Source organism: Idiomarina sp. ST20R2A10 (assembly GCF_051842345.1).
Lineage (GTDB): Bacteria > Pseudomonadota > Gammaproteobacteria > Enterobacterales > Alteromonadaceae > Idiomarina > Idiomarina loihiensis.
This window is the reverse complement of the sequence record NZ_JBNIEY010000001.1, coordinates 277,433-293,606: the sequence shown is the minus strand read 5'-3', so window position 1 is coordinate 293,606 and position 16,174 is coordinate 277,433. Positions and strand designations below refer to the sequence as shown.

At 46.3% G+C, this 16,174-nt stretch carries 13 protein-coding genes; 1 reads left to right on the top strand and 12 read right to left on the bottom strand.

Features of this window, described 5'->3' with window-relative positions; genetic code table 11:
• Positions 1-948, bottom strand: coding sequence for a 23S rRNA pseudouridine(955/2504/2580) synthase RluC (gene rluC, locus ACP7H9_RS01410; RefSeq protein WP_114981290.1), 948 nt, complete (start codon positions 946-948; stop codon positions 1-3).
• Positions 949-1,400: 452 nt separating this feature from the next.
• Here rluC and rne point away from each other — a divergent pair, with 452 nt between their 5' ends.
• Positions 1,401-4,358, top strand: a complete 2,958-nt coding sequence (rne, locus tag ACP7H9_RS01405) for a ribonuclease E (RefSeq protein ID WP_114981289.1) — start codon at positions 1,401-1,403, stop codon at positions 4,356-4,358.
• A gap of 89 nt (positions 4,359-4,447) precedes the next feature.
• On the opposite strand, the gene ACP7H9_RS01400 is transcribed toward rne, so the two are convergent.
• The 11 genes from ACP7H9_RS01400 to gyrA form a co-directional block, all read right to left on the bottom strand.
• The gene (locus ACP7H9_RS01400) at positions 4,448-4,768 is read right to left on the bottom strand and encodes a ComEA family DNA-binding protein (RefSeq protein WP_034823110.1); all 321 of its coding nucleotides are present in this window, start codon (positions 4,766-4,768) and stop codon (positions 4,448-4,450) included.
• Between the two features lie 106 nt (positions 4,769-4,874).
• A complete protein-coding gene (gene pyrF / locus ACP7H9_RS01395; protein ID WP_034823158.1) occupies positions 4,875-5,570 on the bottom strand; it encodes an orotidine-5'-phosphate decarboxylase in 696 nt (231 codons plus the stop codon).
• 4 nt (positions 5,571-5,574) lie between these two features.
• The gene (lapB, locus tag ACP7H9_RS01390) at positions 5,575-6,732 is read right to left on the bottom strand and encodes a lipopolysaccharide assembly protein LapB (protein ID WP_286822667.1); all 1,158 of its coding nucleotides are present in this window, start codon (positions 6,730-6,732) and stop codon (positions 5,575-5,577) included.
• Positions 6,733-6,738: 6 nt separating this feature from the next.
• On the bottom strand, positions 6,739-6,999 hold the full coding sequence (locus tag ACP7H9_RS01385) for a lipopolysaccharide assembly protein LapA domain-containing protein (RefSeq protein ID WP_011234599.1): 261 nt from the start codon (positions 6,997-6,999) through the stop codon (positions 6,739-6,741).
• 74 nt (positions 7,000-7,073) lie between these two features.
• Positions 7,074-7,355 (bottom strand): integration host factor subunit beta, encoded by a 282-nt coding sequence (gene ihfB / locus ACP7H9_RS01380; RefSeq protein WP_011234600.1) that lies wholly within the window; start codon positions 7,353-7,355, stop codon positions 7,074-7,076.
• Between the two features lie 38 nt (positions 7,356-7,393).
• A complete protein-coding gene (rpsA, locus tag ACP7H9_RS01375) occupies positions 7,394-9,076 on the bottom strand; it encodes a 30S ribosomal protein S1 (protein WP_011234601.1) in 1,683 nt (560 codons plus the stop codon).
• Positions 9,077-9,190: 114 nt separating this feature from the next.
• A complete protein-coding gene (gene cmk, locus ACP7H9_RS01370; protein ID WP_016341331.1) occupies positions 9,191-9,883 on the bottom strand; it encodes a (d)CMP kinase in 693 nt (230 codons plus the stop codon).
• A 97-nt stretch (positions 9,884-9,980) separates the two neighbouring features.
• Positions 9,981-11,270, bottom strand: coding sequence for a 3-phosphoshikimate 1-carboxyvinyltransferase (gene aroA / locus ACP7H9_RS01365; RefSeq protein ID WP_286822665.1), 1,290 nt, complete (start codon positions 11,268-11,270; stop codon positions 9,981-9,983).
• Positions 11,263-12,366, bottom strand: a complete 1,104-nt coding sequence (gene hisC, locus ACP7H9_RS01360) for a histidinol-phosphate transaminase (RefSeq protein ID WP_286822664.1) — start codon at positions 12,364-12,366, stop codon at positions 11,263-11,265. Before hisC ends, aroA begins: the two co-directional genes overlap by 8 nt.
• 31 nt (positions 12,367-12,397) lie before the next feature.
• Positions 12,398-13,483: a 3-phosphoserine/phosphohydroxythreonine transaminase gene (gene serC / locus ACP7H9_RS01355; RefSeq protein WP_286822663.1), complete on the bottom strand. Its 1,086-nt coding sequence runs from the start codon at positions 13,481-13,483 to the stop codon at positions 12,398-12,400.
• Positions 13,480-16,119, bottom strand: coding sequence for a DNA gyrase subunit A (gene gyrA, locus ACP7H9_RS01350; RefSeq protein WP_286822662.1), 2,640 nt, complete (start codon positions 16,117-16,119; stop codon positions 13,480-13,482). The genes serC and gyrA overlap by 4 nt, the downstream gene beginning before the upstream one ends.
• Positions 16,120-16,174 lie beyond the last annotated feature (55 nt).

Genomic DNA, 16,174 nt, shown 5'->3' with positions numbered 1-16,174 from the left:
TTATTGTGCCGTCAGCTGCTTTAACGTTTGCCGTAAGTTGTCATCCAGAGGGGCTTCAAAAGCCACTTCTTTTCCTGTAACAGGATGCAGAAAACGCAGCTGCCAAGCGTGCAAAAACAGTCGGTTTAACCCAAGCCCGGACATTGCGTTGTCGAAATCTGTATCACCGTACTTAGGATCTTTCGCTATAGGATGACCCGCATGTAACGCGTGAACACGAATTTGATGGGTGCGGCCGGTAACTGGCGACGCTTCAACTAATGTCCCTTCCTTATACCTTTGCTGAATTCTGAAACGCGTCAAAGAGGCTTTGCCTTCTGCATCAACGCGTACAATTCTCTCGCCGGATTTTAAGGTGTTCTTTTTTAACGGCGCCTCAACACTGCGAACCCGTTTTTGCCATTGACCGCGAACCAACGCCAGATATTGCTTATTCATTTCTTTGTTACGCAACTGTTCATGCAAACTTCTCAGCACTGAACGTTTTTTAGCAACCAGCAACAAGCCACTGGTGTCGCGGTCTATTCGGTGAACCAGCTCTAAGCTTTTCTCTTTTGGCCGCAGCGCTCTTAAGCCTTCAATAAGACCGAACTGCAACCCAGAGCCGCCATGTACGGCGACTCCTGATGGTTTATTAATTAACATCAAAGCGTCATCTTCATAGAGGATCGCGTGCTCCAGAGCTGCAACCTGCTCTAAATTAGCAGACGGAAGGTCAGGCCTTTCGCTCACTTTTACCGGAGGAATGCGAATGAGGTCACCTTCCTTTAACTTATAGTCCGGTTTTATCCGCTTTTTATTCGCCCGCACTTCACCTTTACGAACAATTCGGTACACCAAAGACTTAGGTACACCGCGTAATTGCGCAATGAGAAAGTTATCTATTCGCTGCCCTGACTCTTCTGCAGAGACAGTATGCCAGCGTACTTCTTGTTGAATTGTTTTCATGCCGCTATTTTACCATCATCTACAAGATTCAACAGCGAAATTGTTGCTTGTATTTTCAGTGGTTTTCATGGAATAATTAAGTGTCAAAGTCCATCGAAGATGGCAGACGAAGAATATATTTCGCGCAATCGAAATAGCAGAGCGACGCATTATCCACATCAGCGTACGGTTTTAAAGTCTAATGAAGTGACTAGCCGAGATGTTGATGGCACGGAGAAGAACACAGCACATTGAATACGCTTTGTTTCATAATCGATTGCAGACGTAAAATTTAGCGACAATATGACACCGAACAGTTGGTGTTATCGGCACAGTCAAACTCATTTTAGTTACACGTTGTAGATGACGGGTAACGCAGGTCCCAAAGGGCTTGCAGCGACAGACGAATTCGATAATTGCACGATCGCCATTGGGGCGTGTCATATTGTGGCCCAAAGAATTGAGTCACAGTAATGAAAAGAATGCTAATTAATGCCACGCAATTAGAAGAGTTGCGTGTTGCGCTGGTTGACGGCCAGCGCCTTTACGATTTAGATATTGAAAGCCCTGGTCACGAACAGAAAAAAGCAAACATATATAAAGGCAAAATCACACGCATAGAGCCAAGTCTCGAAGCTGCCTTTGTCGATTATGGCGCAGAACGCCACGGCTTCCTTCCTCTTAAAGAAATAGCTAAAACCTATTTTCCACAAGGTTATACCTTCCAGGGTCGCCCCAACATCAAAGATGTGGTTAAAGAAGGCCAGGAAGTTATTGTTCAAATAGACAAAGAAGAGCGAGGCCAAAAAGGCGCCGCTTTGACTACCTTTGTTTCCCTGGCTGGCAGCTATTTGGTGCTCATGCCGAACAACCCCCGAGCCGGTGGTATATCTCGCCGTATTGAGGGCGATGAACGTTCAGCACTAAAAGAGGCGCTATCTGACCTCAATGTTCCGAAAGAAATGGGACTGATCGTCCGTACCGCCGGTGTAGGCAAGTCAAAAGAAGAGCTCGAGTGGGACTTGAATGTTCTGCTTAACCATTGGGAAGCCATTAGCAAAGCTGCAGACGAGCGCCCTGCTCCTTTCCTTATTCATCAGGAAAGCAACGTTATTTTCCGCGCCTTACGCGATTACCTGCGCCGAGACATCGGTGAAGTTCTCATCGATAGCCCGAAAGTTTACGAGCAAGTCCGTAGTCATATACAGCTTATTCGTCCGGATTTTTTACAACGCGTAAAACAATACGAAGGCGATGTTCCGCTTTTCAGTCACTACCAGATTGAAAGCCAAATTGAATCTGCATTCCAGCGCGAAGTCCGCCTTCCGTCAGGTGGTTCAATTGTTATCGACCCAACCGAAGCACTGACATCCATCGATATTAACTCGTCACGTGCAACTAAAGGTGGCGATATCGAAGAAACGGCATTGCAGACCAACCTTGAAGCAGCCGAAGAAATAGCACGTCAGTTGCGTTTACGCGACGTTGGCGGCTTAGTGGTTATCGACTTTATTGATATGACCCCTGCCCGCCATCAACGTGATGTTGAAAATCGTTTACGCGATAGCTTATCTCAGGACAGAGCGCGTATTCAGGTAGCCCGCATTTCGCGCTTTGGCTTGATGGAAATGTCTCGTCAGCGTTTACGTCCTTCGCTGGGCGAATCAGCAAACAATGTTTGCCCTCGTTGTAATGGTCAGGGAACTATACGTTCGAGCGATTCTTTAGCTCTGTCGATCTTGCGCTTGATTGAAGAAGAAGCCATAAAAGACAACACCATTCAGGTGCATGCTCAGGTTCCGGTCGATGTCGCAACTTATTTGCTCAATGAAAAGCGTCAATCCGTAAATCATATTGAAAAGCGTCATAACGTGAAAATCGTTATTATCCCGAATCACCATATGGAAACACCTCACTTTGAAGTGTTACGTATTCGTGATGACGAAGTTCCGGAATCGGCCAGTTTTGAGTTGGTGCAAAAACCGGAGCAAACTGAATCTACGGTTTCTATTACTTTGACTCAGGATAAAGCTAAATTTGAAGAGCCTGCATTAAAAGGCCTTCAGGCACCGAGTGCAGCTCCTACGCCAGCACCGGCTCCTAAAGTTGAAGAGAAAAAAGCAGCTCAACCATCCTTGTTGAGTCGTTTAGCGACTTGGTTCTCTGGCTTATTTGGTTCAGATGAAGCACAGAAACAGGCTGAAGCTGAGAAAGAAAAAGAACGCAATGCTCAGAACCAGCGGAATCAGCAACGTCGTGGCCGTAATCGCCGCTCAGGAAACCGCCAGCAGCGAGGCCGCAACCAGTCAGCGGGTAAGGACAAGGAAGCCAGTAAAGAAAACCCCTCTGCAGCTACAGAAGATAAATCAACGGAATCTCGCGATGACGCAGGTAACCGTAATAGTCGCAACCGTAACGATCGCAGACGTCGTGGCCGCAGCAATAAAAATCAGCAGCAGCCAAAACCAGAAGCGGCTAAGAACGAGCAAGTTGATAGCCCGGCTGAAGCAGAAAAGCCAAAAGAGGCTAAAGCTGTTCAGGATAAACCTCGTCGTCAACGTAAGCCGATTGAAAAATCCGTTCGCGTTTCATCGACTGGCGATTCAGTAGAAGCTAAAGAACCAACGCAGCCAGCTCAAAAGTCTGCTGATGCGTCGACTGATGGTGCAGATACTCAAAAGCCAACCCAGGCTAAAGAGAAACCTGCAAAGCAATCGGGTTCTGACAAGAGCGAGAATAAAGCAATTTCTGATAAGGTGCTGGATCCGCGTATGCAGGCAGCTGCTGAGTTGGTACAAAATCAGACTCAATCTGCAACTCCGGCAGAACAGAGCGAAGAGAAGAGCGTAGAGAAGAGTGTTGATGAGAGTAGCGAAGAGAAAGCACCTCAAGCGGACACTCAAGCAACTCAACAAACTGAAACCAGTACAGACGAAACAGTGCAAACGCCGGACACAACTAAACCTGAAGCTCAGCCAGAAGTGGCATCTGATGACAAAGCAGAAACATCAGTTGAGCAAGCCAGTGAAGCCGTGCCAGAACCAGCTAAAGAAGAGCAAAGTAATAGCTCTGAAACCGCTGAAGAGCCTGCAAAGCCAACTGAGACAGAAGACACTGTTGAAGAAAAGCCAGAGCCTAAGGCTGAAGAGAAGAAAAGCAGAGATCGCTCTCGCCGCTCTCCTCGTCATCAACGGGCTGCGGGGCAAAAACGCAAGCAAATGAAAACCGAAGCGGTTATACCTAACCGTTCATTAAGTGGTTCATCATTTTCTGCAATGACAAAGGCAACAGCTGAAGAACGCAAAGAAGCCTTTAAGGCTCTGCCTGTAGCTTCATCAGATAATCGCCCTCAGTTTGTTAAAGACAGTCGTATCGCCAGTATTTCTCAGGCGCGTTCGACTTCTTATGCCGAAATGGCAAAGTGTGACTAAATTGAGCTAAACGAAAGTTTAGTAAGGAAATAGGAAGGCCGGTAGCAACAAACTACCGGCCTTTTTTTATCTCTGGAGTTTACTTGCCGTCACGGCTTAATAGTAATAAAGGCTCGGTTTTTCTCTAAGGTTTTAGCACCAATACCTTTTACATCAAGTAACTGCTCTACTTCGGTAAAACCACCCAGTTGCTCTCTTAACTCGATGATCTGCTCAGCCCGTTTCTCACCGACACCAACCAGAACAGCCGATATCTCTTGTGCTGAACCCGTATTGATATTGACGGTTTTAACCTCTTCAGCCTGTGCTACTGGAGATAAGTTTGGTAAGGCGGATAATGGAGTGGCTTGCGCCCCTGCTGCTAAAAACAGCGATGAGGCAACAAGTATGGAAATTAATTTTAGCTTCATAGTGTCATTCCCTATTGAAAAATCACTGCGTCACTGCAGTAAAGACACTATAGCCGAAGTTTTTAGCCCTATTAGAAGATTACGACATTGCGAAGGCGTAAGTGAGTTATTCTCCTATAGAGGTTAATATCTCCGCAACGCTGGCGGTTGGGTCAGTTGCCTGCGTAATGGGTCGCCCAATAACCATGTAATCGACTCCAGCCTCTATTGCGGCTTCTGGTGTCATAACCCGCTTTTGGTCACCAGTGGCGCTGTTGGCAGGTCGGATACCCGGCGTTACAAGCTTAAATGACGTACCCAAATCACGTTTCAGCATACGAGCTTCCTGAGCAGAACAAACCACGCCGTTCAAGCCAGCCTGCTGCGCTAGTTTTGCCAGTTTAAGTACTTGCTGTTCCGCAGTTGCCTGAATTCCTATTTCGTTTAGGTCAGAATCACTCATGCTGGTGAGTACAGTCACGGCTATTAATAAAGGTGGTTTATCAAATTGCTTTAATGCATCCCTTGCCGCGCTCATCATTTCGGTACCGCCGCTGGCGTGCACGTTCACTATATCAACACCCATTTTAGCTGCTGAGGTTACCGCCTTAGCCACTGTATTTGGAATATCATGAAACTTTAAGTCTAAAAATACTGAAAAACCTTGCTCAACCTGCTTTTTCACCCAGTCGGGTCCAATAGCAGTAAACAATTCCTTACCCACTTTAAGACCAACTTTTCCAGCTGGTAATTGACTCACTAAATTGTCAGCGGCTTCCTGTGTCTGGCAATCTAATGCAACATAAATTTTCGGTAACGCCATGTTGTTATTCACCATCTAATCCAAAAATAGGTTTTGTTGTTGCCCAGCTCTTACACGATGGACAACGCCAATATAAAGTATGTCCGGAGAAACCACAGTGACGGCACTTATAATTGGGGCGCTGCACTATATGCTCGTGAACCATCTTACGCAGCCTCCGAAGGCTGTCACGTGCATTGCCCACATCAGCGGCTCGAATGTGTAACCCCATTAAATGATGGAATCCGCGCATAGTCGGGTGCTGCTCTAAAACATGGGTCATAAAGTGTTCTGCGTCTTCAATACTTTGTGATTCACAGATTTTTTCTGACAATGTAATAGCGGCTGTTATACCCGCATTGTGCTCAACGCAACTGTGTAGAAATTCGACAAAAGTATGAGTATCCGATGTTTTCTCGTAAGCTTCCTCTAGCAAAGGAATGGTTTCGCAAACAAAGGATTTGTCCTGCTCGAACACCCGGGTTAAGTAACTAATAGACTCCCCATACTCCCCTTCTTTCATATGGATTTTTCCCAGGGAGAGAACCGCTCTAACGCAATTACTATCGTGTTTAAGCGCTTTGCTGTAATGCTTTATTTTACTCGGAATATTGTCGTCTAGTTCGGCAAGCTCACAATATAACTGAGCAAGAACGACTCGCGCGTGGCTGCTTTGCTTCGCCAGACGCAAAGCTATTTTAATGGCTTTGTCCCATTCGTGCGTGGACTCATAAAGCTCAAGAAGGTGCTTTTGGCTTTTTTCCCGGAATAACTTGTAACTCTGTAAGCCTGCAAACATTTGTTCAGCGCGGTCATAGATTCCGGCAGAAAGGTAGTCTTTACCCAACTCGTACATAGCCGTTAAGCGATCGTGCTCAGACAGATTGGGAAGTGACGTCAGGTTTTTATGAATTTTTATTGCGCGGTCAACTTCGCCTCTGCGGCGAAATAACTTGCCTAAGGTCCAGTGAGTTTCAATGGTTTCGCTGTCGACATCCAACAGCTCAACAAATAGATCAACCGCCTTGTCGGGTTGATCTGAAAGCAACAGATTTATACCAGTCGCATACTGTTTGGAGAAACGTTTCTGCTCTTTTCGCTCTTCGGTGCGAACACTATTACGCCCCATGAACCAGCCATAGGCAGCAGCAATTGGTAGAAGCAGAAAGAGAAGCTCCAACATGAGCCGTTAACTCTCCTTGTCCAGTTTATTTAAACGCTTAACTAAACGGTTATACCGATAGCGCCAGGATAAACTCGATAAGCAAAGTAATAAAATACCAACCAGAAAACCGCTACCAAAAAAGATAGCAAGCAGCGACGCAACAGCCATCTCTGTTTGCAGCACCAGTAGATTAACAACCACGGTTTGCGGGTTCTGCGCACCAAAAGCCATTGCTAAAAGAAATATGATTAATACAGGAATGAGAATAAGCAGCTTTTTAAGCATAATTGCTTACCTGTTAGTTATAAAAAAACGGCATGCCAGTATAGCATGCCGTTTTTATCAATCGAGCGTAAAAACTAACTTAATGTATCGACCCTCTCGCGAAGCTCTTTGCCCGCTTTAAAATGCGGTACATATTTTCCGTCTAATTCAACAGGATCACCTGTTTTAGGATTACGGCCAACACGAGGAGCCCGATAATGCAGAGAGAAGCTTCCAAAGCCCCGAATTTCAACGCGCTTACCTTGCGATAAGGATTGCACCATCTGTTCGAGTATCTCTTTTACCGAAGCTTCAACCTGCTTAGGAGGTAACTCGTGCTTCAAAGTTAACCTTTCAATCAGCTCTGATTTAGTCATCATTACCTCCTTCAAATTAACTGCAACAGTGCAGTAAATTATTCGTCGTCAGTTTTTGCAGCTTTAAAGGCTTCTGCCATTGCGCTGTTAAGACCAGAACCACTGTCCTGTTGCTTATTAACGCTTTCAACCGCTTCTTTCTCTTCAACTTCGTCTTTCGCACGGATAGACAAGCTCAGAGTACGGTTTTTACGGTCAACGCCCATGAAGCGAGCTTCAATAGAATCACCAACGCTCAGTTCAGTGCTTGCATCTTCAACGCGGTCGCGTGAAATGTCTGCAGCACGAACATAACCTTCAACGCTTTCAGCTAATTCAACTTTAGCGCCTTTAGCGTCTACTTCAGTAACTGTACCTGTAACAATAGCACCTTTTTTATTGGCCGCCAGGTAGTTATTGAATGGGTCTTCTTCAAGCTGTTTGATACCCAGTGAAATACGCTCACGTTCAGCATCAACCTGCATGACTACAGCGGTAACTTCTTCACCTTTTTTGTAATCACGAACAGCTTCTTCGCCAGTAGCGTTCCAGCTAATATCTGACAAGTGAACCAAACCATCAATACCGCCGTCAAGACCGATGAAGATACCAAAGTCAGTGATTGACTTGATCTTACCAGTAACTTGCTCGCCTTTATTATGGTTCTTCGCAAACTCTTCCCATGGGTTAGGCTTGCACTGTTTAAGGCCTAGTGAAATGCGACGACGTTCTTCGTCAATTTCCAGAACCATAACTTCAACAGTGTCGTCCAGGTTAACCACTTTAGAAGGATGAACGTTTTTGTTAGTCCAGTCCATTTCTGATACGTGAACAAGACCTTCAACACCCTCTTCGATTTCGACGAAGCAACCGTAATCAGTCAAGTTCGTAACACGACCAGTTAAACGATGCCCTTCTGGGTAGCGGTTTGCGATATCAGCCCATGGATCTTCGCCTAACTGCTTAAGGCCAAGAGATACACGAGTGCGTTCACGGTCAAACTTCAATACTTTAACAGTGATTTCATCGCCAACGTTTACGATTTCACTTGGGTGCTTAACGCGTTTCCAAGCCATATCGGTAATGTGCAATAAGCCATCTACGCCGCCTAAGTCAACGAACGCGCCGTAGTCAGTCAGGTTCTTAACGATACCCTGAACTTCCTGGCCTTCTTGCAAGTTTTCAAGCAGCTCTTCACGCTCTGCACTGTTTTCTTTCTCGATAACAGCACGGCGAGAAACAACAACGTTGTTACGTTTTTGATCAAGCTTGATAACTTTGAATTCTAAATCTTTGTTTTCCAGGTGCGTTGTTTCACGTACTGGACGTACATCAACCAGTGAACCAGGCAAGAACGCGCGAACGCCGCCTAAGTCTACTGTAAAGCCACCCTTAACCTTACCAGAGATAATACCGATAACGGTTGCATTGTCTTCGTGTGCTTTTTCCAGTTGCAGCCATGCTTCATAACGCTTCGCTTTTTCGCGAGACAGAATGGTTTCGCCAAAGCCGTCTTCAACTGCATCAAGGGCTACGTCAACTACGTCGCCGACGCTGACTTCTAATTCACCTTCTGCATTACGGAATTGTTCTGCTGGAATCGCGCTTTCTGATTTAAGGCCGGCATCAACCAGGATCAAATCTTTTTCGATAGCAACGATAGTACCTTTAACAATGGAGCCCGGGCGTGTTTCAACTTCCTTTAGGCTTTCTTCAAATAATTCTGCAAAATTTTCTGACATAGTAATTAACTTCGCTTATAAATAAGACGTCCACTGAACTTCCGTATACAGCGGGGTTATTAAAATAGTCTGTTCGCTTCCTTACAACAGACGCCTAATTAAGGTCACCTGACCCTAGCTAGTCTTTGAGAGTTTGCTGTGCGCAAACGTCAATACTTGTTCCAACACGTCCTCTATGGACGTATCAGTGGAATCCAGATACAACGCATCCTCAGCTGGCTTAAGAGGTGCCACCGAGCGATTCGTATCACGATCATCTCTTTCTTTAATTTCGTTCACTAATTGATCAATATTAGCATCAAAACCTTTTTCCTTCAATTGCCCAAAGCGTCGTCTTGCGCGCTCTTCGGCAGAAGCCGTTAAAAAGATTTTGGCATCGGCATCAGTGAAAACAACAGTTCCCATATCACGGCCGTCGGCCACCAGACCCGGAAGCTCTTTAAACCCACGCTGGCGGCGCAGTAGAGCTTCTCTGACTCGTGGTAAAGCCGCTATTTTTGACGCCATATTACCCACTTGCTCGGTACGGATGGTCATGGTCACATCCTCGCCTTCAAGAATAATATGTGTCAATGAGCGTTCCTCTTCTGCTTCAAACTTCACATCCAGGTGCGCCGCCAAAGCCACCAGGCTTTCTTCATCTTCCGGCGTAAAATCATGGTGCAAAGCCGCTAATGCCAGTACGCGATAAATTGCGCCACTGTCCAGCAAGTGCCATCCTAGCTTTTCAGCCAATAATCGACTGATAGTTCCTTTTCCTGCCCCACTCGGCCCGTCAATCGTAATGACTGGAATATGAGTTGTCATAAAATCCTCTAATTGCTCTGCATTACGCAGCATTTAGCCGCGCAATTATACGCATTTGTAAAAAAATTGCATTAATCAAAGTCAGCGAGTCTAAGAGTTAACTGTGACAGAGCCGTGAAAACTCGGAAAAATAGTCGGGATAGGTCTTTGCACAACAACCGGGATCATTGATTGTCACTCCAGCGGAGGAAAATGCTACTAACGAAAAGCACATTGCCATGCGGTGATCGTCATAAGTATCAATTGCAATATGTCGCCAGTGTTTCAGCGGTTCAATGCGGAGAAAGTCCTCGCCCTCATCGACTGTGGCACCGAGCTTTCGCAGCTCAGTTGCCATAGCATGAAGGCGGTCGGTTTCTTTAACCCGCCAGTTTGCGACATTACGAATTGTCGTCGGCTTATTTGCGAATAAAGCCAGTGGCGCGACTGTCATTGCCGCATCGGGAATATCATTAAAGTCCTGGTCAATGCCCTGTACACTTCCTGTGCCGGATACGGTCATGCTGTTTTTATGGTAGCTCACTGACGCGCCCATGGCTTCAATGACTTCGGCGAAGCGTTTGTCGCCCTGAATCGAGTTTTTACCAACACCGATAATCTCAACCGGACCTTTACCTAACAGCGCGGCAGCCATCCAATAAGACGCAGCACTGGCATCGCCTTCGACCCAGTATTCGCCTGGCGACTGGTAGCATTGCCCGCCAGTAATAGCGTAGCACTGAGGAGCGTCTTCTTTTATCGAAATGCCAAAGTCGGACAGCATTTGCAGCGTCAGTTCAATGTAAGGTCGTGAAACCACATTCCCTTTTAATGTCAGGGTTGAGTCACCGGGCAGTAACGGCAGTGCCATCAGTAAGGCCGAGATAAACTGGCTGGATACCGAACCATCAATTTCAAAGTGACCCGGCTTTAAACCAGAAGTCATTTCTAACGGAGGGAACCCTGTCTCCCCCAGATAATTAACTCCTGCCCCACGAGGCTGTATAGCATCAATTAAGTGCTTTACAGGTCGCTCATGCATTCGGGCATCACCTTTTAACACTACCGCTTGGTGTTCGCTTTTTAATGTTGCCGCTAACACAGCTATGAGCGGCCGCATTGCCGTGCCGGCGTTTCCCAGATAGAGCTCAGAAGCCGGTTTATTCCAATGCCCTCCTAACCCATGCACCCGGGTAGTGAGTTTGTCATCTTCAAAGCTCACTCCCAGTGCATTAAGAGCTTCACGCATGCGGCTGGTGTCATCGCTAACCAGTAAATTATGTAAGATGACGGGAGTCTGGCATAAAGCAGCCATAAGCAATGCCCGGTTAGCAATGCTTTTTGAACCGGGTAAGGTGACAGTACCGCGACAATGCTGTCGCGGCTCTAAATGAATAGAATTAACCACGCAGCTTTTTCATTGCCTTAATAAAGGCCTGGTTTTCTTCAGGCAGGCCAATGCTGACACGTAAATGATTAGGCAACTCATAGCCGCCAACAGGACGTACAATAACGCCCTCATGCAGAAGTTCGTCATAAAGCTTCTCAGCACCGAGCCCAACTTCTATGGTTAAAAAGTTACCGTAAGATGGAATGTAGTTAAGTCCGGACTCTTCACAAAACTCAGTTAATAGCTGCATACCCTGAGCGTTTAGTTCAACGGCTTTTTGCAAATAAGCGTGATCATCTAATACGACTTCAGCAGCTTTCAGCGATAACGAATTCATGTTGAATGGCTGGCGAATGCGGTTAAGCACATCGGCAACGCTCTCATGACTTACCGCATAACCTGCGCGCAAACCCGCTAAGCCATAAGCTTTAGAAAACGTCCGGCTAACCACAAGATTAGGATATTCTTTTATCCACTCTACCGATGGCGCACACTGGTCTTCCGGCACATACTCGTAATAGGCTTCATCCAGAACCACAATAATATGCTGCGGTATTTTGTCCAGAAAGCTTTTCAGTGCTGAGGTTGATAAAAATGTGCCCGTTGGATTATTGGGGTTAGCAATAAAAATCATCTTGGTTTTATCGGTAACGGCTTTAGCCATACCATCAAGATCATGGCCATAATCTACCGCAGGAACGGCAACGGGTTTTGCGCCAATAGCCTGAGTAACCAGCGGATACACCACAAACGCATGCTGAGAGAAAATAACTTCGTCTTTATCTGACACAAAGGTACGAGCTAAAATCTCTAAAACATCGTTAGAGCCGTTACCCAGAGTAATTTGTTGCGTACCGACCTCGTTGAGTTCTGCCAGACGACTTTTAAGGTAGTAACCGTTAGCATCGGGGTAACGCACTAAATCGGTTAACTCAGCTTCCAGCGCGGTTTTTACTTTTTCACTCAAACCCAGAGGGTTCTCATTTGAAGCCAGCTTAACCACGTGCTGCAGACCTAACTCACGCTGTAATTCAGACGTAGGCTTACCTGCCTGATACGGACGTAATTGCTTTACTCCGGGATTAACCAGTTCTAATGCATTAAATTCTGCCATAGCGATTCACTACCTTTTTTATTCTATTTATTTAGCCAAGCTTGCGCTCGAAATCAGCCATATAACTTAACAATGCTTCTACGCCTTCCACTGGCATTGCGTTATAAATACTGGCTCTCATGCCACCAACAAAGCGATGCCCTTTTAGCCCCAATAAACCTTGGTTTTTAGCGCCTTGCAAAAATTCTGCATCAAGCTTGTCGTCGGCCAATTGGAAAGGAATGTTCATAATTGAACGGTAAGCCGGATTAATATCATTTCTGTAAAAATCGGACTTATCGACAAAATCATATAAAAGCTGTGCTTTATGCCGGTTGCGTTCGCCCATAGCGGTTAATCCGCCCTGAGCTTTTAGCCACTTGAATACCAACCCGGCCAGGTACCAGGCAAAAGTGTTGGGCGTGTTGTACATAGACCCGTCTTTAGCCTGAAGCTGGTAATCCATAATAGATGACACCTGCTTCTGCGGATGACCTAATAGAGACTTTTTAACAATCGCAATGGCAAAACCGGAAGGGCCAATATTCTTTTGAGCTCCAGCGTATATGACGCCAAACTTTGAGACATCCAGTGGTTCAGAAAGAATATTCGATGACATATCAGCAACAATTGGCGCTTTTACGTCAGGAATCTCATGCAGCGCAATACCATCGACGGTTTCATTAGGACAATAATGAAAATAGGCGGCATTCTCAGACAACTTCCAGTTTTCTGGAGACTGAATTTCTTTGCCTTTAGCGCCTTCCTGAACTTGCCCGGCAACATTCACTTTAGAAACAAACTTTTCGGCTTCCCTGATAGCAAAACCAGACCAAATTCCTGTATCCAGATAATCTACAGAGGCATCCGGTGACGCTATATTTTGCGGAACCGCAGAAAACTGGCCTCGCCCTCCGCCTTGTAAAAAGAGTACTTCGTAATCGTCCGGCACATTTAACAGGTCGCGCAGGTCTTGCTCAGCTTCACGTGCCATGTGGACATAAACAGGGTCGCGGTGAGAAATTTCCATCACCGATACGCCCTGTCCATTCCAGTTCAGTAACTCTTCCTGAGCTTGTTTCAAAACGTCGACCGGCAACATTGCCGGTCCAGCAGAAAAGTTAAACAACTGACTCATGACTCGTCGGAACCTTCTTGATTTTCAGTATTGTCTTCAGCTGCGGTTTCACCTTCTTCAGCAACAACCTCGCCGTCAATTAACACTTCATCTTCATCAATTTCGTCAATACGCTGCAAGCCAACCACTTTTTCATCATCAGCGGTGCGAATTAAGCGCACGCCCTGAGTGTTACGACCAACAGTAGAAACCTCGTTGACGCGAGTTCTTACCAGAGTGCCTTTATTGCTGATAAGCATGATCTCATTGCCATCAATAACTTCCATGGCGCCGACAACGGAACCATTGCGCTCGCTGACCTTAATAGAGACCACACCTTTGGTAGCGCGGCTCTTAGCTGGGTATTCACTTAGCGGCGTACGTTTGCCGTAACCGTTTTCAGTCACGGTTAATACATTCGCTTCTTCCTCTTCGTATTCACGAGGAACAATCAGTGATACAACACGCTGCCCTTCTTCTAAGCGAATACCACGAACACCGGTTGCGGTACGACCCATTGAGCGCACTTGCTCTTCAGCGAAGCGCACCACTTTGCCTGCGTCAGAGAACAGCATAATTTCGCCGGTCCCGTCAGTGATATCAACACCAATCAGCTCGTCGTCATCAACCAGGTTCAGTGCAATGATGCCGCCGTTACGAGGACGTGAGTACTCTGGTAATGGCGTTTTCTTGATGGTTCCTTTGCGTGTTGCCATAACAACGAACTTATCTTCCGGATAGTCCCGTGTTGGCAAAATAGCGGTAATACGCTCATCAGCTTCAAGCGGCAACAAGTTCACTATTGGTTTACCACGAGACGCACGGCTAGCCAGCGGCAACTGGTAAACTTTCATCCAGTAAATACGGCCACGGGTTGAGAAGCACAAAATGGTGTCATGCGTGTTCGCTACCCACAGTCTTTCTATAAAGTCTTCGTCTTTCATCTTAGTAGCGGCTTTACCTTTACCACCACGACGTTGTGCTTCGTATTCAGTCAATGGCTGATACTTCACATAGCCTTCGTGAGAAAGGGTCAGAACCACGTCTTCTTCGTTGATTAAATCTTCCATGCTGATGTCGTGAGCAGCAGCAGTAATATCCGTTTTACGCTCATCGCCGAAGTTGTTACGTATTTCTACTAGTTCTTCACGAATCACTTCCATCAGGCGCTCTGAACTGTTCAGAATATGCAGCAGTTCAGCAATCTGTTCTAACAGGCCTTTATATTCATCCAGAATTTTTTCGTGTTCTAAACCGGTCAGTTTGTGCAGGCGTAAATCGAGAATAGCCTGAGCTTGTTCTTCGGTCAGGTGATAGTTGCCATCGCGAATGCCGTATTCTTCTGGCAGATGATCAGGACGCGCAGCATCAACGCCGGCAGTTTCCAGCATTGCAGCAACATCGCCCAGCTGCCATGCGCGGGCAATTAGACCAGCTTTAGCTTCAGCAGGCGTTGGCGAGCGACGGATAAGCTCAATAATTTCGTCAATATTGGCCAGCGATATCGCCAGGCCTTCCAAAATATGGGCACGTTCACGAGCTTTACGTAATTCGTAGACTGAGCGGCGCGTGACCACTTCACGACGATGACGGACAAAACAATCCAGCATATCGCGCAGGTTAAACAAACGCGGCTGGCCTTTATCCAGAGCAACCATGTTGATACCAAACACAACCTGTAACTGGGTATTAGCGTACAAATGGTTAAGAACAACTTCGCCAACATCGCCACGACGGATCTCAATAACGATACGCATACCGTCTTTATCAGACTCATCGCGCAAGGCACTTATACCTTCAACGCGTTTTTCTTTAACCAACTCAGCAATTTTTTCAATTAAGCGAGCTTTATTCACCTGATACGGAATTTCCGTAACAATGATGGTTTCTTTACCCGTTTTCTCGTCAACTTCAATTTCTGCCTGAGCGCGCAAATGAATACGGCCACGACCGGTTTTATAAGCTTCGACAATACCGCTACGCCCAGAAATTGTTGCCGCTGTCGGGAAGTCCGGCCCCGGGATGTATTCCATTAGCCCTTCAACATCAATGTCCGGGTTATCAATCATGGCGAGTGCACCATCGACAACTTCGGTCAGATTATGAGGAGGGATGTTCGTTGCCATACCAACGGCAATACCAGAAGAACCATTAACTAACAGGTTAGGTACACGGGTAGGCAGAACGTCAGGAATACGCTCGGTACCATCATAGTTGTCTACAAAATCAACCGTTTCTTTATCTAAATCGGCAAGTAACTGATGCGCAATTTTCGCCATGCGAATTTCGGTATAACGCATCGCGGCGGCAGAGTCGCCGTCAACCGAACCAAAGTTACCCTGGCCGTCGACCAGCATATAACGCAAGGAGAAGTTCTGTGCCATACGTACAATAGTGTCGTAAACAGCACTATCACCGTGCGGGTGATATTTACCAATAACGTCACCAACGACACGAGCTGACTTTTTATAAGGTTTATTAAAGTCGTTGCGCAATTCGTTCATTGCGAACAAGACTCGTCTGTGTACTGGCTTCAGGCCGTCACGAACATCTGGTAAAGCACGCCCAACAATGACGCTCATAGCATAATCGAGGTACGAGCTCTTTAGTTCGTCTTCGATATTTACCGGTGACACTTCTCTGCCTAGATCGCTCATAGTTTATTCCCTAAATATAGATCCGCATATTCATTGTTATTTTGATCCAATCATT